Raw genomic sequence first — 23462 nt, forward strand, 5'->3', positions numbered from 1 at the left:
ACGCCCGGTTCGTGCGATACGCGGGAACCGGGGAGCGTTCGCGCCCGACCAGTTCCACGGACAGACAGTCGGACAACCGTTCCCACGAGTTCCCGGGAATGAGGAGGAAAACAGTGATAGATCCAGGCACGGCCACCCAACACGAGCTCCGAGGAGCCGAGTTGAAAGCCCGGGTCGGCGCGTTCGTCCGCAGCCGGGTGATCCCCCTGGAGGGCGTGCTGGACGCGGGCGGCCCGGCGGCGGCCGCAGCGCTCACCGGGCTGAGGGGGCAGGCCCGGGAAGAGGGGCTCTGGGCGCTCCCGCTCCCGGCCGAACTGGGCGGCGGCGGACTGTCCTTCGCCGCGTACGCCGCGCTGGCCGAGGCCGAGGGCGCCAGTGACCACGGCCCCGCCGCGCTCGGCTCCGCTCCCCTGCTCGACGTCACCATGCTGGCCCGCCACGGCACGCCCCGGGTCCGCGAGGAGTACCTGGAACGGCTGGTCTCCGGGGAGATGCGCACCTGCTACGCGATGACCGAGCCGGACGTGCCCGGCACCGACCCGTTCTCGACCGCCACCCGCGCCGAGCGCCTGGCGGACGGCGGCTGGCGCGTCACCGGCCGCAAGTGGTTCACCTCCGGCGCCGCGGGCGCCGGCCTGGTGACCGTCCTCGCCCGCACCGGGGGAGCCGCGGGGGACCGCGAAGGGCTCTCCCTGCTCCTGGCGCCCACCTCCTCCCCCGGCTTCCGCGTGGTCCGCGAACTCCCCGTGCTCGGTGCGGCGGGTCAGTACGAGATCGCACTCGACCGGGTCCGCGTGCCCGCCGACCACCTCCTCGGCGAGCCCGGCAGCGCCCTCGCCATCGCGGGTGAGCGGCTGCTGCTGGGCCGTACGCTGCGCTGCCTGCGCTGGCTGGGCCAGGCCCAGCGCGCCTTCGACCTCATGTGCGAACGGGCCGCCACCCGCAGCGGATCCCGCGGGCCCCTCGCCGACCACCAGCTGGTCCAGCAGCACGTCTTCGACGCCCTGCTCGCGCTGCGCACCACCCGTCCCCTCGTCCACGAGGCGGTGGGCCTGATCGCGGCCGGGCAGGACGCCCGTACGGAGGTGGGGCTGGCCAAGGTCGCGGCCGCCCGCATGCTCCAACAGGTCACGGACTCGGCCATCCAGGTCCACGGCGCCGCCGGGCTCGGTCCGGACACCCCCCTGCCCGGTCTCTTCCGCACGGGCCGCGCCGCCCGCATCCTCGACGGCCCCGACGAGCTCCACATCACCGCCGTGGCCCGCCGCGTCCTGCGCGACCACGGCGCGGGACGGGTTACACCCGGGTGATGTCGACGAGGCCGTCCAGCGCGGCCAGCCCGAGCGCCAGGAAGAAGTCGCCCCAGATCAGCTCGTGCCGGACCGCCAGCCCTTTCGCGGCGTCGTAGCAGCCGTCCAGCAGCATCCCCGCCGGGCGGCCGGAGCACGCGCCGGTCAGGTGGGCCTGCGCCAGGCGGTTCAGGATGGCCACGGCCCGGTACGAACACTCCTGCGCCCGGGGGCCGGGGACCCGTGCGAGCTTCAGCAGGGCCACCGCGGTGATCGCGGCGGCCGACGTGTCCAGGGGGCCGCCGGGCCGGGAGGCGCCGGCCGGCGGTACCAGCCGTCCGGACAGCACCTCCCCTTGCGACAGCAGCTGTTCGGCCGCCTCGTCGAGCCGGGCGTGGTCCCCGCTCGCGAGGTCGGGCCGTGTCAGGGCGTCGGCGACGGCGAGGAGCAGCCAGGCCTGCCCCCGGCTCCAGCCCGGTGCGGGTTCGTCGCAGCGCTGCCATCCGGCGCCCTCGTCGAACAGCCGGGCGGGCCACAGCCACGGGCGCCGCTCCCCTCCCGCGCCGAGGCAGAGGTCGAGGTGCCGGTGGAGGTGGGCGGCCGCGGCGGCCGTTCCCTCCGCCCCGGCGCCGGCCAGCAGGGGCACCATGCCCGGTACGCCGTCCACGCGGGCCAGCAGGCGGGGCCCGCCCAGCGCGCCGCCCCAGGGCACCAGGCCGAGTGCGGGATCGTAGGCCGACAGGCAGGCCCGGGCGGCCCGTTCCCGCAGCCGGGCGGCTTCGGCATCGGCTCCTGCGAGCGAGGTTCCGTACCAGAAGATCAGGCCCCGGGTGGCGGTGTCGGCGTCCGCCCACGGCGCGAGCCGGGCCGTGCACGCGGCGGCGGCCCGCCGGTCGGCGTCGGTACCGGTGTAGCGGGCGCGCAGCCACAACAGCCCCGCCCAGAAGCCGCCGGTCCACGAGCCGCGGCCGGTGGTCGTCCATCGCCCGTCGTCGGGCTCCGCGTGGAGCGGAAAGCGCTCGCCGACCTGGGCCTCGGTCACGCTCACCCGCCCGATGACGGCTGCGAGGGCGTTCTCGGCCCAATCCGTGGGTGTCGTCGCGCTGTTCACGAGGCGGCCTTCCGCCGGTCCCGTGCGGCCCAGGCGAAGGCGACGGCTCCCGCCGCCGCGAACTCCGCGGCGACCAGCAACCACCCGTAGCCGTACCGGCCGCTCCCGGCCAGCAGGCCGAACAGGGGCGGCCCCACGGCGAATCCGCCGAAGAACCCGGCCGCGACGAGCGCCGAGTCCTGCCCGGCCCGGCCCGGAGCGGCCCGCTGCATGACCAGCACCATGGAGACGGCGTTCCCGGAAACGGCGAACACGCCGACGGCGACCGCCCCGACCCACACCAGCGGTCCCGCGACGAGCGCGGCGCCCAGGAGGAGAGCCGCCCCGAGCGCGCCGCAGGCGAGCCATCCCGGCAGCCACTCGGCCCGCCCGGGCCGGGCCGCCTTCGACCAGCCGATCCGGCCGGCGATGCCGGCGACACCCAGTACGGCGACCAGGGCGCCCGCCGTCGTCGGCCCCATGCCCAGGCGCTGCGCCCCGAAGAGGGCCAGGTAGGTGTTGACTGAGGCGATTGCGGCCCCGAGGAACAGCGAGAAGGCCGCCAGCCAGGCGACCATCCCGCGGGGAACGAGCGAGCCGCCCGGTCCGGCCGGGGGCGGCGAAGGATCGTCGGGCAGCGCCCGCAGTGCCCACCCCCCGGCGAGCAGGGCCGCGCCGGCCGCCGTCCACACCGCGCCCCGCCAGCCGATCCCGCCCGCGAGCATCACGAGGGGCAGTCCGGCCACGAAGGCGCCCAACTGGACGCCGGACTGCTTGAGCCCCGTCACCGCGCCCCGCCGCGCGGGCGCAACGGCGCGCATGATGGCCTTGTTGGTGGCGGGGTTGGCCAGCGCCTGCGGTACGCCGCCCAGTGCGACGGCGCCCAGCAGCACACCGGCACCGGGCGCGGCGCCGATCAGGGCGAGCGCCGCGGCCGACACCAGCAGCAGGACGACCAGCGAGCGGCGCGGACCGATCCGGTCCACGATCCGGCCACCGGCCGGGGACAGCAGGGCGGCAGTCCCGAAGCCGAGCGTCGTCGTGAGGCCGAGGACCGCGGGCGACACACCCAGTTCGTCGACCAGCCGCGGGCTCAGGGCGCCGAGCAGGAACAGCTGCAGCATCGAGAACGCCATGGCGCACGTGAGCAGCGCCGTCAGCCGGTGCTCCGCGGCCTCGTCCGTACGCGTCCGCACGGTCCCGGGTTCCTCCACCGCCACTGATGGCTCCCTTCCCCACGCTGCGCGCACTCCGACCCGACCGGCCAGATCGTCGGCCGGCGAGGGCCTCGGGTTCCCACCGCCCGTTGTGTTCCGGATCACAGTGGACGGACGCTCAAGGCGCGGCCGGGCCGGCCGCCAGAACTTGTCCAGAAGTGCGCACCCTTCTTCGAACTCCCGGAAGCTGGTGCGAGGATGAGCCCGCCATGAACCCGGGCCGATGTTCACGAGTCGTACGGGCTGCGATGTTCGCAGCCCTCTGCGTGCTGCTCGCGGCCACCGGCCACATCCTCATGTCGGGCGCGGCGGTGCCCTGGTGGGCCCTGTCCGCCGCGTTCGCCGGCACGGCGGGAGCGGCCTGGTCCTTCGCCGGCCGAGAGCGCGGGCTGCTCGCCGTCACCGGCGCGGCCGTCACCGTCCAGGCCGCGCTCCACGCGGGGTTCTCCCTGGCCCAGTCCCTGGTCCGCCCCTCCCTGCCCACCGGGACCTCGTTCGCCCGCCAGTGGGCGGAGTACCTGACCTGCGGAGACGGGGCAACCGCCGCCGTCTCCCCGCGCGAGGCGCTGAAGCTGGTCAACGAGGCCGGGGTCGGTGGGCTGGTCTTCCGGCCGCCGCCCGGCACCGCGCTCTCCGATGCCGCCGCTCATGGTCACCACGCCGTGCACGAGATGGCCGGCGCCGTCTCCGCCGGCACCGCGATGCCGGGCGACGCCCACGCCATGGGCGGCATGTCGCCGGCCGCGATGCTCACCGCCCACCTGGTGGCCGCGGTGGTGTGCGGCCTGTGGCTGGCCTACGGAGAGCGAGCCGCCTTCCGCATCCTGCGCGCCGTCGCCGGATGGCTGTGGACACCGCTGCGCCTGTTGCTCCGCCCGGCCGCCACCCCGCACCCGCCGCGCGTCCTCCTGCGCCGTGCGCGCCGGCGCCACGCGCTGCGCCGGCTGCTCCTCGTCCACGCCATCACCTCACGGGGTCCCCCGACGGGAACCGCTGTCCTCTGACAGCCGGCTCCCCGAGCCCGCGTCGGCATCCGCGTTCACGCACGCCCCTCGCGCCTCGGGCATCGGCCCTGCCCTCAGGCAGGCCGTACACCCCTCACCGGCCCCGCCCCCGCGCGGCGCCGGACCCCTTCCCGAAGGACCTGTGGCGATGACTCCTGCCCTGCCCACCCAGCACTGTCCCGCCGGCGAACAGACCGACCGGCACACCGCCGACGCGGCGGTGACCCGGCTGGCCCTGGACGCCCGCGACGGCGACCCTGCGAAGGCCGACCGCTTCGTCCGTGCGCTGCACCGCGACGTCTGGCGCTACGTCGCCTACCTCAGCGCCGACACGCAGGCCGCCGACGACCTCACCCAGGACGTGTTCCTGCGGGCCCTCGCCGCCCTCCCCCGCTTCGAAGGCCGCTCCTCGGCCCGCACTTGGCTGCTGTCCATCGCCCGCCGCACCGTCGTCGACAGCCTCCGCCACGCGGCGGCCCGGCCCCGGCTCTCGGACCGGTACGACTGGCAGACCGCCGCCGAGCAGACCCAGCCGTGCGACGTCCCCGGCTTCGACGAGGGCGTCGCGCTGGCCGAGCTCCTGGCCGCGATCCCGTCCGAGCGCCGGGACGCCTTCGTCCTCACGCAGCTCCTGGGCCTGCCGTACGCCGATGCGGCCGAGGCCATCGGCTGCCCCATCGGCACCGTCCGCTCCCGCGTGGCCCGCGCCCGCACCTCCCTCATCGAACTGCTGACGGACACCACGCCGGCCGCACCCGCACGGGAGCACCCGCTCGCGGACCGGGGACACCGGTTCGCCGCGCCGACCGCACCGGCCGCACCGGCCGTGCCGGCCCCGCGGAAGGCTGCGCTCGCCCCGTCACCCGCCTGATCCGGCAGGCCGCACGGGAGGGCTCGGTGTCACCGCAGCCCTCCCGTGGCCCCCACGGGTGCGGCGGGGCCCGCGCCGACGGCGGGCGTACGAGGGCTCCGCAATCGACGGCGGGCGCGCTACCCTCCACCGCATGATTGACATGGGCATGTTAAGAACCCGGGTGCGCGGGCGCCTCCGGCGAAGGCGTACCGGCCGGCACGCCTTCATCGGCCTCCTCCTGCTGGCCCTGCTCGGCACGGCGACCGCAGCGGCCGCCTCGCCCCCCGGCCCGCGCCCCTCCGCCTCCCCCGCCGCCGTCACCGCGCCGGCGGGCACGACCACCGCCGGCGCCGCGGCCGCCCGCTGGGGCGACCGGCGCCTCGACGAGGCCGCCTTCCTGACCACCCACAACGCCTTCACCAACTACGAGGACTCCCGCTGGAGTTCGGTGAACCAGGCCGAGTCCGTGCGCGCCCAGCTCGACAACGGGGTCCGCGGCCTGAGCCTGGACACGCACTGGTACGAGCGCAGCACCTGGCTGTGCGTCATCAGCTTCGGCAGCGACTGCTACCCGAGTGACGTGTACCTGTGCCACGGCGACTGCAAGACCTTCGCCGGCGCCACGTACGCCCTGCCCCGGCAGTCCTTCCACGGCACGATGCAGACCGTGGTGGACTTCCTCGCCGCCCATCCGCAGGAGGTGGTGACGGTCTTCCTCGAGGACTACGTCAGCGCCGAGCAGCTGCAGCAGTCCCTCGGCAGGGTCAGGGGGCTGCCCGAGATGGTGTTCCGGCCCGACGAGTGGGGCGTGCGCCAGCACGGATGGCCGAAGGTGGCGGACCTCGTCACCGCCGGCAAGCGGCTGCTGATCTTCTCCGACCGGTCCGACCGTGAGCACCTGGGCGTCATGTACGACAAGTCCTGGACGGTCAGCAACTACTGGAGCCTCGGCGACCTGGGCAACGACCTCGCCTGCGTCACCCGCTGGTCCGACGTGCCGCTGGACCGTCAGGAGCCGGGATTCCGGCGCCTGTTCACCATGAGCCACCACCGCAACGTGCCCACCGTGATGACGGCGGCCCTGGACAACGGCACCAAGCTGCGGAACCGCATCGCCGGGCAGTGCCGGACGGCCACCGGGGGCCGTGATCCGAACTTCGTCTCCGTCGACTTCCACCGCCTGTCGGACGGAAGCGGCCACACCCCCGCCTCGATCGTCGCGGAGCTCAACGCGGGCCCCTGAGCCCCCGAGGGGTACCCCCGCACGCCGAAGCGGCCCTCCATGGCGTGGAGGGCCGCTCACGGTAGCGGCGTCAGGGCACTACCGCACTACGGCGTCACCTTCAGCAGCTTGTTCGCGGTGCCGGAGGACGGGTTCTTGATGGCACCCTTCGTCGCGGCACCGGTCAGCGCGGCGGCCGTGTCGGCGGGAGTCGCCGACGGGTGGGCCGCCAGGTAGAGCGCGGCGGCGCCCGCCACGTGCGGGGCGGCCATCGACGTGCCGGAGATCGTCTTGACGGCGGTGTCGCTGTCCTTCCAGGCCGACGTGATCTCCGAGCCGGGCGCGTACAGGTCCACCACCGAGCCGAAGTTCGAGAAGTCCGACTGCTGGTCCCCCTCGGTGCTGGACGCGACCGTGAGGGCCTCGGGCACGCGGGAGGGCGAGCCCTGACCGGCGTCGGAGGACTCGTTTCCGGCCGCCACGGAGAAGGTCACGCCGGAGGCGACGGCCCGCTTGACGGCCGCGTCCAGCGCCTCGTCCGCGCCGCCGCCGAGGCTCATGTTGGCCACCGAAGGCCCGGAGTGGTTCTTCGTCACCCAGTCGATGCCCGCCACGACCTGCTCGGTGGTGCCGGACCCGTTGTCGTCCAGCACCCGCACCGCGACGACCTTGGCCTTCTTGGCGACGCCGTGGGACGTGCCGGCGATGGTGCCCGCCACGTGGGTGCCGTGGCCGTTGCCGTCGTCAGCGGTGTCGTCGTTGTCGATCGCGTCGAAGCCGTGAGCGGCCCGACCGCCGAAGTCCTTGTGCGAAATCCTGACGCCCGTGTCGATGACGTACGCCGTCACCCCCGCGCCGCCGCCGTCCGGGTACGTGTACTTGTCGTCGCCCGCCGTGGCCGCCTGGTCGATCCGGTCCAGGCCCCAGGACGGGGGCTTCTCCTGTGTCTCGTTGATGCGGAAGCGCTTGTTCTGCACGACCGTGCCGACGGCCGGGTCCGCGGCGAGCCGCTTCGCCTCCTTCACCGTCATCCCGGATGCCGAGAAGCCGTTGACCTGGGAGCCGTAGGAACGCTCCAGCTTGCCGCCGTACTTCTTCGCCAAGTCCTCCTTGTTCGCGGATGCGTCGAGGATGACGACGAAGCTGCCGTCCACGGCGTCGGCGACGCCGAGTCCGTGCACCGTCCCTTCGGCCGGTGTGGCCGCCCCGGCGAGGGGGCTCGCAAACAGGGCTGCTGCGGCGGCAGTTGCGGCACTCGCCGCTATGGCCGCGTTGCGAAGGGCTTTGGATCGCTTGTGAGTTGCCATGTAGAGGGTTCTCCTCGTGTTGACGTGTGGGGCGTCAAACCTTCTGGAGAACCCTGTTCCGATTGACAGGAGCAAATCAAGAGCGAACCAGGGGTAAGGGCTTCTTCAACAAGGTTTCTTAATGGACCCCCCGCATCACCTCCATCTCGCACACACGTTCTCGGGAACTCCTGCACGGAATGGACACATGATCGTTTCGGTGGCGGGAGGACCGGGTCCGCGTGTTTGGCGGCGGCCTGACGGGTTAGGTGCCCGTTACCGGGAAATCCCGTGAGGAGTGTGAACCGTCATGGGCGGAGACAAGCGCCGGATGCCGGACAAGGGCCGCGAGGAGCAGATCCGCGGGCGGTCGCCGGACCCGGACCAGCTGAAGACGGGCGGCCGGCCGCGCAGCCCCGACGAGGTCGCGCACGAGCGCGGCCGCGAGGACGCGACGATGCGTGACGTGATGCACGACCTGCGTGAGGGGGACCTGGACGACATGCGCGACGACCGCTGATGCGGGCCTTCACTCCCCCTCGACGGTGAGCCGCCGACGGCCCGGACGATCTGCCGTCGGTGGCCGGGCGCCGGGCGAGGGAGGCCATGGCCGGCTGGTGCGCCCTGCGATGGCGCCGGGCGACGGGTTCCTGCGGCCGAGGGCGGCCGAGGGTGGCCAAGGGCGGTCGGTGCGGTGCCGAGCGCCCGGGCGGCGAACCCTGCGTCGTCGATCACTCTCGTGACGTACCGGCCTCGCGACGTACCGGCCGAGCCGCTCCACGCGCGTGGCCGGCGCCGCAGCGCCGAGCGGGTCGCCTACGCGCCGATCCCGGCCGCGTACGAGGTCAGGCCCGCCGCGCTCGTCCCGGCCCAGCCGACGTAGCCGTCCGGACGGATCAGGAACAGCCCGTCCCCGTACGCCTCGTACGCCGGGATCCGGACCGTGCGGACGGCCGCGAGCCCGGGGAGTCCGGACAGGTCGGGCAGGTCCGTCAGGCCGGATCCGGCACCGACGGTCAGCAGCGTCCAGTGCGTGCCCCGGAACTCATCGAAGAGCCGGAGGCCGCCGCGCACCCCGTCCGGTGCGCGGTCGCCCGCCCGGAGGGCTCCCTCGGCCAAGCCGTCGCGGGTCTCCACCGCGAGGGCAGAGTCCCGGTAGCCGATGCCGAGCTGACCGGTGGCTCCGCCGCGCCGGGCCTCGCCGCGGTGGATGCGGGTGGACAGGCCGAGCATCTCGGCGGCGACCGGCAGCCGCTCCTCCTCATAGGAGTCGAGCAGTGACGCACGGGCTCCGTCGCGCAGCACTGCGGCCAGCTTCCAGCCCAGGTTGTACGCGTCCTGGACGCTGGTGTTGAGGCCCTGTCCGCCGGCGGGCGAGTGCACGTGCGCGCTGTCGCCGGCGAGGAAGATCCGGCGGTCCCGGAACCGGTCGGCCATCGCGGCCCGCGGCCGGAAGTCCGAGGCCCAGCGCACCTCCTTCACGTCACCGGGCGCGAGGTGCGTGCGGGCGCCGACCACCTTGCGGATCCCGTCGAGCGAGAGGTCCGGCTCGGTGCCCTCCGGGAACTGGGCCACCAGCTGGAACTCCTCGGTCGCGGCCAGGGGCCAGATCACGAGATAGCCCCCGGCCTGCGGGAAGACGTGCATGTGGTCGCGGTCGAGGCCATCGATCCGGACGTCCGCGACCAGCATCGGGTTCGGGTCGATCGCTTCACCGGTCATGCCGATGCCCAGCGCCCGCCGCACGGTGGACCGGCCGCCGTCCGCCGCCACCGCGTACCGTGCACGGACGCGCGGCCCCGAGACGAAGGTGGCCGTCACTCCCTCCGGGTCCTGTTCGATGCCGGCCAGCTCCCGGCCGAAGGCGATCTCGCCGCCCAGCTCCGCGAGCCGCGCGGCGAGGATCTCCTGCGTACGCCACTGCGGCACCATCCAGGGCTCGGCGTACGGGGCGCCCTCGTCCGGCTCGACCGCATCGAACATCCGGTGCTCGCCGGTGCGGACACCGTCCTCCCAGATCACCCCGACCGGGTACGAGGCTCCGGCCGCCCGGATCGCGTCGTGCACGCCGAGGTCGTCGAGCACCTCCAGGGTGCGGGGCTGCAGCCCCTTGCCGCGCGATCCCGGGAAGAGGGAATCGGACCGCTCGACGACGAGGGCGGGGACTCCGCGCCGGGCGAGGTCGATGGCGAGCGCGAGCCCGGTGGGGCCGGCTCCGACGATGAGCACGTCGGTGTGGTGCTCGGGGGCATGCGTGTTCACGGCATTCTCCTTAACGTTGTTAAGCGCTGCGATCTACAGCATGCATTTAACGGTGTTAAGCTGTCAACCGTGGCAACCCGGAAACCCCCCAAGCTGGACAAGAAGCAGGCCGTCGACACCGCGCTGCGGCTGTTGAACGAGGTCGGCCTCGACGGACTGACCCTGCGCGCGATCGCCAAGGAGCTGGACGTCCAGGCGCCGGCCCTCTACTGGCACTTCAAGAACAAGCAGGAACTCCTCGACGAGATGGCCACCGAGATGTACCGCCGGATGGTCGCCGGACAGCGGATCACCCCCGACGCCCCGTGGCAGGAACGGCTGGTGGCCTTCAACGAGGGGCTGCGGGCCGCCCTGCTCGGCTACCGCGACGGCGCCAAGGTCTACAGCGGCTCCCGCTTCACCGGCACCGAGCACGCGGTCCAGCTGGAGGAGAACCTCCGCGCTTTCGGCGCAGCCGGCTTCGAGCCCGCCCAGGCCGTACGCGCCCTCACCACGGCCTACTACTTCACGCTGGGCTTCGTCACCGAGGAACAAGGGGTCGAACCCCGGCCGGGGGACCGCCGCGACGGCTACGACATCGACGAACGCGCCGCGCGCATGGCGGACTTCCCCCTGGCGGCGGCCGCCGGTGCCGAACTCTTCCAGGACTTCGGCACGGGGTTCGAGGAGAGCCTGCGCCTGCTCATCGCGGGCATCGAGGCGCGCTACGGCATCGCTTGAGCCGTCGTCACGGGCAGCGCCACCCGCACACCGGGGCAGTCCCGGTGTTCACTGGACCGTCAGCCGTCCAGGTCCGGGTGCGGGTGGGGGTGCGGTGCGGCGGCGCCCAGGGCCCGGCGGGCGTCCAGCCACACCCCCTCGAACGCCTCGGCCGAGATCGCGCCGGCGTGCGGCGCCCCCTCCCAGCCCGTGAGCCTGCCCTCGGTGACGAGGCCGTACCTCTGCTCGTACCGGCTCATGGTGGCGACGTCCGCGCGCTCCTCGAAGCGGAGGACCTCGTCCAGGGAGGCGGCGGTCACCGGGGTGCCGTCATGGTCCCGCAGTTCCACCTGCCGCAGGACGCGCCCCTCGTCGTCACCCTCGAAGTACTGCCAGAGGCACCGGGCTTCGTCGTGCATACGGATCCACATCACCATGGCACCACGCTCCCACAGGCTCGGGCGTAGGCTTCGCCCCATGGAGCGGCGGGGGGCGGGACACATGACGGCGGAAACGACACGGACCTGGGGGGCGGCCCTCGATTCGGTCGTGGTGTACGCACAGGGCGCGCTCTGCCGGCGCCTGGCCCGGGGCAGCGTGCCGCCCGACGGCCGGGTGCGGGTGACGGGGCTGCCCCGCTCGCTGGATCCGGGCTCACTGCGGGCACGCGTCCTGGGCGCTCCCGGGGTGCGCGTCACCGAGGCCCGGGTGGAGGCCGAAGCCGAACCGCTCGGCGCGGGCACCCCTGACGAGCTGCGGCGCGAGGTCGAGCGGCTGGACGACGCCTCCGCGGCGGCGCGGGCCCGCCGGGACCGGCAGCTGAGCCTGATCGAGGAGGTCAAGGCCCTTCACCCGGTGCCGCCTCCCCGCAGGCGCGACGACCCGCACCGCCGCACCCCGGTCGACGCGTGGCTGGAGCTGGCCGACTTCGTCGACGAACGGCTGACCGGACTGCACGCCCGCCTCCTCGAACTGGAGGAGGCGCTGCGCGGGGTCGAGCACGAACTCGCCGTCGCCGCCGACCGCCTTGCCCGCGCCTCCACCGACGCACCGTCGGCGCACGTGGAGACCACGGTCTGCGCGGTCCTGACCCTCGACGGCGCCGCCGAGGACGAGGTGGAACTGGAGCTGGAGTACGGGGTGCCGGGCGCCGTCTGGGTGCCGACCTACCGGCTCACCCACCGTCAGGGCGACGACAGCGGCCACCTGGTGCTGCGCGCCTCGGTCGCCCAGCGGACCGGCGAGGACTGGACCGGGGTGCGCATCGCCCTGGCCACCGCCGATCTCCGGCGCCGCACCGACCTGCCGAAGCTCCGCTCGATCCGGATCGGACGCCGTCAGCCCGCCCCCGCGCCCTCAGGCTGGCGCGAGCCCCCCGCGGGGCTCGCCGGCCTGTTCGCCGGGTACGAGGCGGCCGGCCCCCGCCCCGCCACGGCCGCCGCCCCCGTGGCCGTCGGGGCCGGCTCCGCTCCCCTGGCCGCCAAGCCGTCCGGGGGCGGCTCCGCGTACGGACCCGTTCCGCCACCGCCGCCTCCGCCGCCGCCCGCACCGCAGGGCTACGGCGGCGCGATGCCCGACTTCGCGCAGGCGGCCCCCGCGCAGCCGGCCCTCTCACGGCCCGGCGCCAGGCCGCGTACCGCCGCCCGCTCCTTCGCAGGGGCCCCCGCCATGCCCCCCGCCGCGATGGCGCCCGCGGCTCCCGCGGCTCCGGGCGGGATGGCGCCGCCCGCTCCGGAACCGGTCGCCGGCCCGCCGCAGCCGAGCGGCGCCGAGCTCGACTACGCCGCCCTCACGCTGTGCGGCCCCGACGAACAGGGCGGTCGCCGGGGCCGGCTGTTCCCCGGCTCTCCCTTCGATCCCGTGGCGGCCGAGTGCCGCCGCCGTGCCGAAGCGGTGGCCGCGCTGCCGCTGCCCGGACAGGCCGTGCGGCCCCGCGAGTCGGCGGGCTCGTTCGACCACCGCTTCGATGCCGCCGCCCGCGCCGACGTCCCGTCGGACGGCACCTGGCACACCGTCACCGTCGCCGAGGTCCCGGTCGGCCTGCGCACCGAGTACCTCTGCGTGCCCTCGGTCGAGCAGACCGTGTACGCCACGCTGGTGCTCTCGAACGCCACCGACCAGGCGCTGCTGGCCGGCCCGGTGGAGGTGGTCGTCGACGACGAGTTCCTGCTGACCGCCGCGCTGCCCACGCTCGCCCCCGGCGGTGTCCGCCGGGTCGGACTGGGACGCGCCGAGGGCATCCGGGTCACCCGCCGGACGAACGTGCACGAGTCGACCGCGGGCCTGCGCAACAACACCACCGTGCTCGACCACCGCGTGCACGTGGAGCTGGCCAACGGGCTGGCGAGGCCCGTCACCGTCGAAGTCCGCGAGCGGGTCCCCGTCACCTCCGATCCGGACGTCCGCATCGAGGAACGGGCCGACTGGACGGCGCCGGAGGAAGGCGAGGGGCCCGAACACCATGCCCCGGGCACCCGCCTCTGGCGGCTGGACCTGCCCGCAGGCGCCACCGCCGCCCTGGCCGGCGGCTACGAGATCCGCATCCCGACCGGCAAGGCCCTGGTCGGCGGCAACCGCAGGAGCTGACGCACCCCATGTCCACGGCCCCGAAGGCGATCGCCCTCCCCGTCACCGCCGTCACCTGTCTCGAGGACCGCGCCCATGTCGAGCGCACCGTCGTGCTCGACCTGGAGGCCGGCGTCCAGCGGCTGCGGCTCGGGCCGGTCAGCGCGCTGGCCGTCGACCGGACCCTGCACGCCGAGCTGACCGCCGACGACCCGGCGACGGTGCTCGACGTACGGATCGTCCGCAGCTGGACGCCGCGCGGACCGCTGCCCTCCGCCGGTGAGGACTCCGCCCTGCGCCTGCGCGCACACGCCCTCGAAGAAGAGCGGCCGGCCCTGGAGCAGCGGCGCGACCGGCTGCGTGCCCGCCTCGGCCTGCTCGGCCGCCTCGCCGCCGATCTGCTGCGGGACATCGGCGAGGGCGCCGGCTCGGGGGAGGCCGAACGGCCGCGCTGGACCCGCGAACTGGACCGGCTGGACGCGGAGCGGGACACCTGCGGTGAGCAACTGCGCACCGTGGAGGTCCGGCTGGCCGAGCTCGGCACCGAACTCGCCGCGGTCCAGCGGGCCATGGACCTCTCCGAGGAGGAGCCAGCCGAGCTGGTCGGCCATGTGGAGCTGACGGTGGAAGCCGCGGTCGCCGGGCCGGTCGGGCTGCGCCTGAGCCACCTCACCCCGTGCGCGCTGTGGCGGCCCGCCTACCGGGCCGTGCTCGACGGGGACGCCCTGACCCTGGAGACCGACGCGGTGGTCTGGCAGCGCACCGGCGAGGACTGGTCGGACGTACGGCTGACCTTGTCGACCGCCCGCTCGGCGCTGGCCACCGACCCGCCGCGGCTGGGCGAGGACCGGCTGACGCTCAAGGACCGCTCCGCGGCGGAGCGCCGTACGGTCGACGTGGAGCTGCGCGAGGAGGAGATCGGGTCCCTCGGCCCGGCCCCGGTGCTCGGCCTGCCCGGGGTGGACGACGGCGGCGAGGCGCGCGTGCTGCACTCCCCCGCACCGGTCTCCGTGCCCGGGGACGGTCGCGCCCACCGGGTGCCGCTCTCCGTGTTCACCGCGGACGCGAGCAGTGAGTACGCCTGCTCACCTGAGGTGTCACCGCTGGTCACCCAGGTGGTGCGGTTCGACAACCGGTCCGGCCACGCGCTGCTCGCCGGGCCGGTGGACCTGGTCCGCGGCAGCGGATTCAGTGGCCGCGGCACGCTGGACTTCACCGCTCCCGGCGGCCCCGTCGAGCTCGCCTTCGGCAGTTGCGACGACCACGGGGTGGTCCGGCAGGCCGAGGAGACCCGGGATTCCGCCGGGATCATGCAGCGGACCGTGGTCACCCGCACGGTCCGGCTGCACCTGTCCCGGTTCTCCGCCCCCGGGGAGCGTGGTGACCGGGTGGTCGCGCTGCGGGAGCGGATCCCGGTCTCGGAGGTCTCGGCGGTGGAGGTACGGCTGCGCAAGGACGCCTGCTCCCCGCCGCCCGAGGAGGTCGATGCCGACGGGATCGTCCGCTGGGACGTCGCCCTCCCGCCCGGCGGCCGGCGCACGGTCACCCTGGTCTACGAGCTGTCGGCGAGCTCCAAGGTCGCCGGACTCTGAGCCCGCCGGGCTCTGCGCCCACCGGACTCTGCGCCCACTGGGCTCTGGGCACTCACCCGTGCGGCGGACCTGAAGCGCAGGAGGGGCACAGCCCCCGGTAGGTGACCTCGGCCTCGGACACCGAGAAGCCGAAGCGTTCCTCCGCGGGGAGGCCCGCCAGCGGATCGCCGGTCGGGTGGACGTCGCGCATGAGGCCGCAGCCGGAGCACACCAGGTGCTGGTGGGGCTGGTGCGCGTTCGGGTCGTAGCGCTTGGCGCGGCCGTGCACCGAGACCTCCACGACCTCCCCGAGCGAGACCAGCTCGCCGAGGGTGTTGTAGACGGTCGCACGGGAGATCTCGGGCAGCCGCTCGGCCGCGCGGGCGTGCACCTCGTCGGCCGTGAGGTGCACGTGCTCGCCGTCGAGGACCTCCGCCACGACGCGCCGCTGGGACGTCATGCGCCAACCGTGCCGCCCTCGCAGCCGCTCCATCAGGTCACTCATGCCGACTTCGCCTCTCCCTTGCGTGCCGTGCGGGAAACAATTCCCGTTCCACTTCCGCTTCCGTCACCCTCTGCGTGTTCTCGCGGCCGCGCGGTCCGCGGTGCGCGACCATACGGACGCCGATACCCGCTCGATTATCGGCGCCGTCCGTGAGCAGAGGGAAACACCGAGACAGGAAGAAGGGCTGACGTGTCCGGCAGCGAAAGCGAGAACCCGGTAATCCCCGCCCCGACCCCCACGCCGACTCGCCCCCGGGCGAACCGGGACTGGTGGCCGGACCAGCTGGACCTTCAGGTTCTCCACCAGAACTCGCCCCTGTCCAATCCGATGGGTGAGGACTTCGACTATGCGAAGGAGTTCGCGTCCCTGGACGTCGACGCGCTGAAGCGGGACCTCTTCGAGGTGATGACGGACTCGCAGGACTGGTGGCCCGCCGACTACGGCCACTACGGGCCGCTCTTCATCCGGATGAGCTGGCACGCCGCGGGCACCTACCGCATCGAGGACGGCCGGGGCGGCGGCGGTTCCGGCGCCCAGCGCTTCGCCCCCCTCAACAGCTGGCCGGACAACGCGAGCCTCGACAAGGCGCGCCGTTTGCTGTGGCCGGTCAAGCAGAAGTACGGCCGGAAGATCTCATGGGCCGATCTTCTGGTTTTCGCCGGTAACTGCGCGATGGAATCGATGGGATTCAAGACGTTCGGATTCGGATTCGGACGAGAGGACATCTGGGAGCCCGAGGAGGTTTTCTGGGGCCCCGAGGACACATGGCTCGGAGACGAGCGGTACAGCGGCGACCGGGAACTCACCGGTCCTTTCGGCGCCGTGCAGATGGGCCTGATCTACGTCAATCCGGAAGGGCCCAACGGCAACCCCGATCCGATCGCCGCCGCCCGGGACATCCGCGAGACCTTCGCGCGCATGGCGATGAACGACGAGGAGACGGTCGCGCTCATCGTCGGCGGCCACACGTTCGGAAAGTGCCACGGCGCGGTCGGGCCCGAGTACATCGGTCCGGAACCCGAGGCGTGCCCGATCGAACAGCAGGGCCTCGGGTGGAAGAACTCGTACGGCCGGGGCAACGGGGTCGACTCGCTCACCAGCGGGCTCGAGGGCGCGTGGACCTCCGAGCCGACGAAGTGGGACAACGGCTACCTGGACAACCTGTTCCGCTACGACTGGGAGCTGACGACCAGCCCGGCCGGCGCTCAGCAGTGGACCCCCAAGGATCCCGCGGCGCAGGGCACGGTGCCCGATGCCCACGATCCGTCGAAGCGGCACGCTCCCATGATGCTGACGACGGACCTCTCGCTGAAGCTCGATCCGGTCTACGCTCCGATCTCGAAGGCCTTCCACGAGAACCCGGACCGGCTCGCGGACGCGTTCGCCAAGGCCTGGTACAAGCTGCTGCACCGCGACATGGGACCCCTCACGCGCTACCTCGGCCCGTGGATCCCCGAGCCGCAGCTGTGGCAGGACCCCGTACCCGACGTCGACCACGCGCTGGTCGGGGACGCGGAGATCGCCGACCTCAAGGCCCGGATCCTCGCCTCGGGACTGTCCGTCTCCCAGCTGGTCACCACCGCCTGGGCGGCGGCCTCGAGCTTCCGCGGCACCGACAAGCGGGGCGGGGCCAACGGGGCCCGGATCCGGCTCGCGCCGCAGAAGGACTGGAAGGTCAACGCCCTGCCCGAGGTGACCGGGACCCTGCAGACCCTGGAAGGGATCCAGCGGGACTTCAACGGCGCGCAGGCCGGGGCGGTGAAGGTGTCGCTCGCCGACCTGATCGTCCTGGGCGGGTGCGCGGCCGTCGAGCAGGCCGCGAAGAAGGCCGGGCACGCCATCACCGTTCCGTTCGCACCGGGGCGCACGGACGCCTCGCAGGAGCAGACCGACGTCGAGGCGTTCGCCGTGCTCGAACCCAAGGCCGACGGGTTCCGCAACTACCTCCGGGCGGGAGAGAAGCTGTCGCCCGAGACCCTGCTGCTGGACCGCGCCGGCCTGCTGACGCTGACCGCGCCCGAGATGACGGTCCTGGTCGGCGGCATGCGGGCCCTGAACACCGGCTTCGGGGGGTCTTCCCACGGCGTCCTCACCCAGCGGCCGGAGACGTTGACCAACGACTTCTTCGTCAACCTGCTCGACATGGGTACGCAGTGGAAGGCCTCGTCCACGGCGGAGAACGTGTTCGAAGGCCGGGACGTCGCCACGGGCGAGGCCAAGTGGACCGCCACCGCCGTCGACCTCGTGTTCGGTTCGCACTCCCAGCTCCGGGCCCTCTCGGAGGTCTACGCGTCCAAGGACGCGGGCGAGAAGTTCGTACGCGATTTCGTGGCGGCCTGGGACAAGGTGATGACCCTCGACCGCTTCGACCTCGTCTGAGCCCGGGACCCCGGCCGGCCCCCACCGGCCGGCCGGGCGCCGGGGATAAGCGGGTGCGTGCGCCAACGCCCAGGCCTACGCTCGGCGCATGGCACTGGAGTGGGAGCAGCTCGTCGTCGACGCCGCGGACCCGGCCGCCCTGGGGCGCTGGTGGGCGCAGGCCCTGGGCTGGGTCGTCGTGAACGACGACCCGGACGACTACGAGATCCGCCCGGCCCCCGAACGGCTGCCGGGGGTGCTCTTCGTACCGGTGCCGGACGCCAAGACGGTGAAGAACCGGCTCCACCTCGACTTCCGCCCCGACGACCAGGACGCGGAGGTACGCCGCCTGCTGGCGCACGGTGCGCGCCCGGCCGACGTCGGGCAGGGCCCCGAGGTGACGTGGGTCGTGCTGGCCGATCCGGAGGGCAACGAGTTCTGCGTCCTGGCCCCGCGCCGTACCTGATCCGGCGGCCGGCCCGCCCGGCGGTTCAGCGCCCGAGGCCCCGAAGACGGGCGAGGAGGGAGCGGCGCTTGCGGCTCTCTTGGCCGCCCTGCAGTGCCGGGGAGCCCGCCTGCCGTGCCTCCATCGCCGCGGTCAGCTCCGCGCGGCGTCGCTCGTCGTCGTCCGGGACTCGTGCGTCGAACTCGGCCACCGCCGTCAGCATCTTCGCGGCCAGGTCGAGGAAGGTGGGCTCCAGCCAGGGGCACGCCTGCACGAGGCGGCACAGCGAGGCGAGGATCGTCGCGTCGCGCTGCTGCCAGGCTTCGCTCACCGCCATCATCCGGTCGGCGAGCTGGTGCCCGACGTCCTCGCGGACGGCGGGGTCGACCCAGGCGGTGGCGAGCAGCGCGAAGCCCGCCGCCTCGTTGGTCCAGTCCTCGGGGCCGAAGAGCAGGTCGAGCAGCAGGGCCCTGCGCCGGGAGCCTTCCCAGGGCTCGTCCGCGCGGTGGTGGGCCAGGCCCAGGCAGGCGAAGGTCTGCACGGCGCGGACCCACATCTCGGGCTGCCGGCCCAGCAGGTACGCGCCCTGGTCGCCCTCGCGCGGCAGCGGCGGGTGCACGCAGACGGCCAGCAGGTCCTCGGCGCTCAGGTCGGCGAGGCGTACGGCGTGGTCGTACGCGGCCCCCGGCGCGGCCCAGCTCAACGCGGCGACCTGGCGCACGCGTTCGGCTGCCTCGGGCGACGGCGGGGCGACGGCGGGCCGGGCGTCGAGTCCCCCGGGACCGCCGAACTCCCACAGCCGGGCGCCGACCTGGCGCTGCGGCTCCCGGGGATCGGGAGCGGCCACTGCCTGGTAGGCGATCTGCGCTCGCGGGAAGCCCATCCTCACGGCGAGCCGCGTACCGGGTACTTCCAGGTTCGATATGAGCAGCTCGATCTTGTGGTCGCGGGCGGTGCCGGGCTCGGCGAGCATCTGGTGCAGCACATTGATGCTCGCCTCGGAGGCGGGGTGCACGTGGCCGAGCCACGGCCGGTCCTCGCACAGCTCGTCCAGGAGCTGGGCGGCGTAGCCGTGTTCGGGGTGGGTGCGCAGGTGGTCGGCGAGGGCCAGCAGGTGCGCGGTGCCGCCGTCGGCGGCGTGGCGCAGTGCGAAAACGGCCGGGGCGGCCTTGGGGTGGTCCGGTTCGGCGGCGAGGGCACGTTCGAGCCAGGCCAGTCCGGCGTCGGGGCGGCCGGTCCGCCCGTACAGCTCCGCGACGTCGACGTACAGGTCCCGGTCGGAGGGGTCGCGGGCGATCTCCGCTTCCCAGACGGCGAGGGCCTCGTCGGTCCGCCCGGCGGCGCGCAGCGCGGAGCCGAGCACGATGGCCTGCCAGTGGCCGGCTTCGGCCCGCTGGGCACGCTCGGCCCAGGCGACGGCGTCGGCCACGTCGCCGAAGCGGCGGGCCAGGGTGGAGGCCAGCGTGTTCAGCAGGACGTGCTTCGGGTGGGCGGCGACGCAGGCCCTGACCAGTGCGTAGAAGGGCTGGACCCCGTCGCGGAGCGGCGGCGGGAGGGGTTCGGGCAGGGTGCGGGAGATCCGGGCGACGGCCGTGGCCACGGCGGACGGTGCGAGCCGGCCGGGCAGGGCCGGGTCGGCCAGCCAGGCGACCTCGGCCCAGGGGCGGGCGGGGTCGGCTGCGATCACCGAGGCGAGGACGCCGACGGCGGGCTCCCAGTCCCCGACGGCGGCGTGGAGCTGGGCGACGCAGGCGACCGCGCCGATGCTGGGCTCGTCGTCGGCGAACAGCCTCAGCGCGGCGGCGTGGCCACCGGCGGCCGCGACGAGTTCGGCGAGCGCCTCGTAGGCGTCGGGGTGCCGGGGGTCTGCGGTGAGTGCGTTGCAGAGGTGCGCCGCCGCGTGCGGCAGATCATCGCTGTCGATGGCGAGCCGTGCCACCGCCACTTCGCCTTCGGCTTCGAGCCGCTCGTCCACAGGTGCCTCTCCCCCAACGCCGGTCGTGGCTACGAAAGTAGCCCGTACAACGGTGGGATATCCCATCGGGTTCCCGTGATCCGGCAGGTTTCGGGCAGGCGCCGCCCTGGGTCAGACGGACCACGGGGAGGGAACGCGCGGGTCTGGGACGTAGGCGCAGTAGGTGCCGGTGCGGATCGTGCGGTCGAGGTGGTCGCCGAGCTCCGGAGCGGCTTCGCGGAGGCGGCCGATGGCCTTGCGCACGGCCTGGGTGACGGCGGCCCGGGCCCGTTCGGAGGCGGCGCCGGCGCGCCGGTCGCGTCCGCCGAGCCCGACGGCGCGGGCGAGTTCGCCGATCAGGAATTCGCGTTCGAGCTCGGTCTGTTCCCGCCGGGCGATGTCGTTGTCGGCGCGGGCCTCCTCGATGTCCTCCTCGATGTCGGCGAGCCTGCGGCGGTACATGTCCTTGGCCTGGTCGTCCAGGAGGGGGCCGAGGTCGCCGGACCGGGAGAGCCCGGCGGCCGCGGCGGGGTCGTCGCTGTCGGCGGCCACGAGGTCGAGGACGTGGAACTCCCGGCCCGGCGCGGCGAGCAGCCGGGCCAGGTGGTGCATGCCCTTGCTGTCGCGGACGCTCACGCGCCGGTCGTCGAGGACGACCTTCCAGTAGTCGCCCTCCCGGACGAAGATGTTCGGCTCGGAACTGGCGGGAGGCGGCTCTTCGGCCGCGGGCGCGCAGGCGATCCGTTCGAGCTCCGTACGCGCCGTCTCCCGCTCCAGGTTCTCGGCCAGGAGGTTGCCCAGGAGGCCCTGGGCGTCCGCGAGCCGCAGCCGGCACTCGGCCGTCTCGTAGGGGGCGCCGACGTCGCTCCAGGCACGGACGGCCTCGGCGAACAGCTCCGACGCGCCGGCCGCGTCGCCCTCGGCGAGCAGGACGTCGCCGCGCGCCCGCACGGCCGCCGCGGCGAGCGCGCTGCTCTCGAAGCGGACGGCGACCTCGGCGAGCTCGCGGGCCGCACCCCGTGCCGTCTCCACGTCGGCGCGGGCCAGGGCGATCCTCACCTGGGCGTCCAGCAGCGGTGCCCGCCGCAGCTCGGTGGTGGGGGGCAGCTCTTTCGAGGGCACCGGCAGCGGACGCGCCAGCGCCTCCCGGATGGCGGCGGCCGCCGTGTCGACGTCGCCGCCGGCGAGCCGGACGAGCGAGAGCCCGGGTTCGGGGTCCCATCCGAGGCGGTGCGCGGCGAGCAGCGCCTCTTCGGCGCCGGTCGGATCGCCGCGCCGCAGCCGGATCCGGCCGAGCTCGGTCAGCGGCCAGCCCAGCTCGCGGCGCAGGTAGGGACTCAGTTCGTCGCAGGCCAGCAGCACCTGCCGCTCGGCGCTCGCGCACTGGCCGCGCAGGCGCAGGATCTCCGCCCGGTGCACCCGGCACCGGCCGTGCAGGCTGCCGATCGCGTTCGTGCGCGCCCAGCGCTCCATGGCCTCGGTCCACTGCTCGGCGAGGTCGTACTGGGCCAGGCCCTGCAGGGCGCACACCAGCTCGCAGTAGACGACTCCGGTCGACAGCGGATCGAGGTCCCCGGACATCGCCGCCGTGCCGGCGTCGTCGAGGAGCTCCAGACCCCGCCCGACGTCACCGTCGAGGATCACCAGCCGGGCCTGTGCCACGCGCCCGAGCGCGGTTGCCGCCGGATCGGTGAGCGAGCCGGTCTCGATGGCCCGCCCGGCCCAGTCCCGGGCCGCGTCGAGGTCGCCGCTGAGGAGGCGCTCGAAGGTGCGCACCACCGCGAACCACGCGTGGGCGGGGGTCGCCGAGGCCGGGTCGAGGAGGCGTTCGGCTCGCCGCAGCCACCCCCGTACGGGTGCCATGAGCGCGGTGTCGAACAGCAGGTGCATGGCGACCCGTACGGCGGCTCCGGCCGCCGCGTTGTCCTCACCCAGCCCGGCCAGCCGTGTGTGGAGCCGCTCCCAGGTCTCGACGGTCACGTCGAGGTGCCCCGCGGCGTAGGCGACGCCGGCGAACTCGGCGAGCTCCGCCGGGCCCAGCCCGTCCGCCTCCTCCCGGGCCGCCAGGTAGCCGTCGTACGCCTGCGCCCATTCGCCGCGGGCCGCGGCGTTCCGTGCCCGCTCCAGCGCGGCCCCGTCGCCGGAGGCATGAGTCATGGACGTCTTCCTTCGCCGCGCCGGACCCGGGGCGGGTCGGTTACGGCGGTAACCGTCCCGCTTACGCCTCCATGGTGAGCCACAACCACAGTGGAGGACATCATGGACACCGTCACGGTGAACGACATCCGCCTGGAACACGAGGTCCGCGGAACCGGGGAGCCGGTCCTGCTGATCAGCCCGGTCCTCGCCGACGGGTTCGCCCCGCTCGCCGCCGAACCGGCACTGGCCGCAAACCACCGGCTCATCCGCTATCACAAGCGGGGCTGGAGCGGCAGCACCCACACCCCCGGGCCGGTCTCCGTCGCCGACCACGCCGCCGACGCCATCGCCCTGCTGGACCGGCTCGGCATCGAGCGCGTCCACGTGGCCGGGCACTCCAGCGGCGCGGCGGTCGCCGCGCAGCTGGCCCAGGACCGCCCCGACCGCATCGCCTCGGTCGCCCTGCTGGAGCTCTCCCTGCTGTCGGTGCCCGCGGGCGAGGCGTTCTTCGCCCAGGCGGCGCCGGCGTTCCAGGCGTACGCCGACGGCGACGCCGAACGCGCCCTGGGGCTGTTCCTGTCCCTGGTCAGCGGGATGGAACCGGAACGCTGCCGGGCCCTGCTGGAGGAGCGCATGCCGGGCAGCGTCGAGCAGGCGGTCAAGGACGCCGACACGTTCTTCGGGGTCGAGCTTCCCGCCCTGGCCGAGTGGCGGTTCGGGCCCGACGACGCGGCGGCGATCCGCCGGCCGGTGCTGTCCGTACTGGGGAGCGACACCCTGCCTCTGTGGGTCGAGGTCGCGGCGTTCCTCCGCTCGAACGTGCCCGACATCGAGGAGTGCGTCATCGGCGGGGTGGGCCACCTGCTCCACATCGAACGGTCCCGGCCCGTCGCAGAGGCCCTGGCCCGGTTCCTGGCCCGTCACCCGATCGCATCCTGACGGCTGGCGCACGGCGGGCGCCCGGCGGGCGACGTGCCTGCCGGGCGCCGGAACCGGTCACTGC

General features: G+C 74.1%; 19 protein-coding genes. 11 read left to right on the plus strand and 8 right to left on the minus strand.

The features are described from left to right. Positions 1–98 precede the first annotated feature (98 nt). Positions 99–1310 (plus strand): acyl-CoA dehydrogenase family protein, encoded by a 1212-nt coding sequence (locus OG472_RS09220; RefSeq protein ID WP_405941300.1) that lies wholly within the window; start codon positions 99–101, stop codon positions 1308–1310. Here OG472_RS09220 and OG472_RS09225 read toward each other — a convergent pair. Then, on the minus strand, positions 1297–2400 hold the full coding sequence (locus OG472_RS09225) for a sugar ABC transporter permease (RefSeq protein WP_405941301.1): 1104 nt from the start codon (positions 2398–2400) through the stop codon (positions 1297–1299). The genes OG472_RS09220 and OG472_RS09225 overlap by 14 nt on opposite strands. Beyond that, complete coding sequence (locus OG472_RS09230; RefSeq protein ID WP_405943159.1) at positions 2397–3515, minus strand: MFS transporter; 1119 nt, start codon at positions 3513–3515, stop codon at positions 2397–2399. Before OG472_RS09230 ends, OG472_RS09225 begins: the two co-directional genes overlap by 4 nt. Positions 3516–3805: 290 nt before the next feature. Between OG472_RS09230 and OG472_RS09235 the strand changes: the two genes are divergently transcribed. From OG472_RS09235 to OG472_RS09245, 3 genes are all read left to right on the plus strand, one after another. Continuing rightward, positions 3806–4600, plus strand: a complete 795-nt coding sequence (locus tag OG472_RS09235; RefSeq protein ID WP_405828927.1) for a hypothetical protein — start codon at positions 3806–3808, stop codon at positions 4598–4600. A gap of 148 nt (positions 4601–4748) precedes the next feature. Beyond that, a complete protein-coding gene (locus tag OG472_RS09240) occupies positions 4749–5471 on the plus strand; it encodes a sigma-70 family RNA polymerase sigma factor (protein ID WP_401614025.1) in 723 nt (240 codons plus the stop codon). Positions 5472–5604: 133 nt separating this feature from the next. Then, on the plus strand, positions 5605–6696 hold the full coding sequence (locus tag OG472_RS09245; RefSeq protein WP_405828929.1) for a PI-PLC domain-containing protein: 1092 nt from the start codon (positions 5605–5607) through the stop codon (positions 6694–6696). 86 nt (positions 6697–6782) lie between these two features. Here OG472_RS09245 and OG472_RS09250 read toward each other — a convergent pair whose 3' ends face one another. Beyond that, entirely contained in the window at positions 6783–7982 is a 1200-nt protein-coding gene (locus OG472_RS09250) for a S8 family peptidase (protein ID WP_401614029.1), read from the minus strand. 289 nt (positions 7983–8271) lie between these two features. Between OG472_RS09250 and OG472_RS09255 the strand changes: the two genes are divergently transcribed. Continuing rightward, positions 8272–8481 (plus strand): hypothetical protein, encoded by a 210-nt coding sequence (locus tag OG472_RS09255; RefSeq protein ID WP_401614031.1) that lies wholly within the window; start codon positions 8272–8274, stop codon positions 8479–8481. 296 nt (positions 8482–8777) lie between these two features. Here OG472_RS09255 and OG472_RS09260 read toward each other — a convergent pair whose 3' ends face one another. Continuing rightward, positions 8778–10223 (minus strand): FAD-dependent oxidoreductase, encoded by a 1446-nt coding sequence (locus tag OG472_RS09260; RefSeq protein ID WP_405941302.1) that lies wholly within the window; start codon positions 10221–10223, stop codon positions 8778–8780. Positions 10224–10292: 69 nt separating this feature from the next. Between OG472_RS09260 and OG472_RS09265 the strand changes: the two genes are divergently transcribed. Next, positions 10293–10943, plus strand: coding sequence for a TetR/AcrR family transcriptional regulator C-terminal domain-containing protein (locus OG472_RS09265; protein ID WP_405941303.1), 651 nt, complete (start codon positions 10293–10295; stop codon positions 10941–10943). Between the two features lie 59 nt (positions 10944–11002). Here OG472_RS09265 and OG472_RS09270 read toward each other — a convergent pair whose 3' ends face one another. Next, the gene (locus tag OG472_RS09270) at positions 11003–11341 is read right to left on the minus strand and encodes a hypothetical protein (RefSeq protein WP_401614036.1); all 339 of its coding nucleotides are present in this window, start codon (positions 11339–11341) and stop codon (positions 11003–11005) included. 82 nt (positions 11342–11423) lie between these two features. Here OG472_RS09270 and OG472_RS09275 point away from each other — a divergent pair, with 82 nt between their 5' ends. Further along, the gene (locus tag OG472_RS09275) at positions 11424–13508 is read left to right on the plus strand and encodes a DUF4139 domain-containing protein (protein WP_405941304.1); all 2085 of its coding nucleotides are present in this window, start codon (positions 11424–11426) and stop codon (positions 13506–13508) included. Positions 13509–13516: 8 nt separating this feature from the next. After that, positions 13517–15079, plus strand: a complete 1563-nt coding sequence (locus tag OG472_RS09280; protein ID WP_405941305.1) for a mucoidy inhibitor MuiA family protein — start codon at positions 13517–13519, stop codon at positions 15077–15079. Between the two features lie 52 nt (positions 15080–15131). Here the strand turns inward: OG472_RS09280 and OG472_RS09285 are convergent, their stop codons facing one another. Then, on the minus strand, positions 15132–15563 hold the full coding sequence (locus OG472_RS09285) for a Fur family transcriptional regulator (RefSeq protein ID WP_401614042.1): 432 nt from the start codon (positions 15561–15563) through the stop codon (positions 15132–15134). Positions 15564–15752: 189 nt separating this feature from the next. On the opposite strand from OG472_RS09285, the gene katG reads away from it, so the two are divergent. Further along, positions 15753–17942, plus strand: coding sequence for a catalase/peroxidase HPI (gene katG / locus OG472_RS09290; RefSeq protein ID WP_405828939.1), 2190 nt, complete (start codon positions 15753–15755; stop codon positions 17940–17942). Between the two features lie 88 nt (positions 17943–18030). After that, on the plus strand, positions 18031–18387 hold the full coding sequence (locus OG472_RS09295) for a VOC family protein (RefSeq protein ID WP_401614046.1): 357 nt from the start codon (positions 18031–18033) through the stop codon (positions 18385–18387). A 25-nt stretch (positions 18388–18412) separates the two neighbouring features. On the opposite strand, the gene OG472_RS09300 is transcribed toward OG472_RS09295, so the two are convergent. Next, positions 18413–20341: a tetratricopeptide repeat protein gene (locus OG472_RS09300; RefSeq protein ID WP_401614048.1), complete on the minus strand. Its 1929-nt coding sequence runs from the start codon at positions 20339–20341 to the stop codon at positions 18413–18415. Positions 20342–20452: 111 nt separating this feature from the next. Then, positions 20453–22477 carry a transcriptional regulator gene (locus OG472_RS09305; RefSeq protein WP_405941306.1) on the minus strand — a complete coding sequence of 675 codons (2025 nt, stop codon included), beginning with the start codon at positions 22475–22477 and terminating at the stop codon, positions 20453–20455. A gap of 102 nt (positions 22478–22579) precedes the next feature. Between OG472_RS09305 and OG472_RS09310 the strand changes: the two genes are divergently transcribed. Continuing rightward, positions 22580–23398, plus strand: coding sequence for an alpha/beta fold hydrolase (locus tag OG472_RS09310; RefSeq protein WP_401614052.1), 819 nt, complete (start codon positions 22580–22582; stop codon positions 23396–23398). Positions 23399–23462 lie beyond the last annotated feature (64 nt).

Origin of the sequence: Streptomyces sp. NBC_00207 (genome assembly GCF_045160965.1) — a bacterium.
Lineage (GTDB): Bacteria > Actinomycetota > Actinomycetes > Streptomycetales > Streptomycetaceae > Streptomyces.

What these genes read in the sequence shown, in the direction of transcription:
- OG472_RS09220 (WP_405941300.1), top strand. Translation starts at nt 99, where the DNA reads ATGAGGAGGAAAACAGTGATAGATCCAGGCACGGCCACCCAACACGAG.
- OG472_RS09230 (WP_405943159.1), bottom strand. Translation starts at nt 3,515, where the DNA reads ATGGCGTTCTCGATGCTGCAGCTGTTCCTGCTCGGCGCCCTGAGCCCG.
- OG472_RS09235 (WP_405828927.1), top strand. Translation starts at nt 3,806, where the DNA reads ATGAACCCGGGCCGATGTTCACGAGTCGTACGGGCTGCGATGTTCGCA.
- OG472_RS09240 (WP_401614025.1), top strand. Translation starts at nt 4,749, where the DNA reads ATGACTCCTGCCCTGCCCACCCAGCACTGTCCCGCCGGCGAACAGACC.
- OG472_RS09245 (WP_405828929.1), top strand. Translation starts at nt 5,605, where the DNA reads ATGATTGACATGGGCATGTTAAGAACCCGGGTGCGCGGGCGCCTCCGG.
- OG472_RS09250 (WP_401614029.1), bottom strand. Translation starts at nt 7,982, where the DNA reads ATGGCAACTCACAAGCGATCCAAAGCCCTTCGCAACGCGGCCATAGCG.
- OG472_RS09255 (WP_401614031.1), top strand. Translation starts at nt 8,272, where the DNA reads ATGGGCGGAGACAAGCGCCGGATGCCGGACAAGGGCCGCGAGGAGCAG.
- OG472_RS09270 (WP_401614036.1), bottom strand. Translation starts at nt 11,341, where the DNA reads ATGCACGACGAAGCCCGGTGCCTCTGGCAGTACTTCGAGGGTGACGAC.
- OG472_RS09275 (WP_405941304.1), top strand. Translation starts at nt 11,424, where the DNA reads ATGACGGCGGAAACGACACGGACCTGGGGGGCGGCCCTCGATTCGGTC.
- OG472_RS09280 (WP_405941305.1), top strand. Translation starts at nt 13,517, where the DNA reads ATGTCCACGGCCCCGAAGGCGATCGCCCTCCCCGTCACCGCCGTCACC.
- OG472_RS09285 (WP_401614042.1), bottom strand. Translation starts at nt 15,563, where the DNA reads ATGAGTGACCTGATGGAGCGGCTGCGAGGGCGGCACGGTTGGCGCATG.
- OG472_RS09295 (WP_401614046.1), top strand. Translation starts at nt 18,031, where the DNA reads ATGGCACTGGAGTGGGAGCAGCTCGTCGTCGACGCCGCGGACCCGGCC.
- OG472_RS09305 (WP_405941306.1), bottom strand. Translation starts at nt 22,477, where the DNA reads ATGACTCATGCCTCCGGCGACGGGGCCGCGCTGGAGCGGGCACGGAAC.
- OG472_RS09310 (WP_401614052.1), top strand. Translation starts at nt 22,580, where the DNA reads ATGGACACCGTCACGGTGAACGACATCCGCCTGGAACACGAGGTCCGC.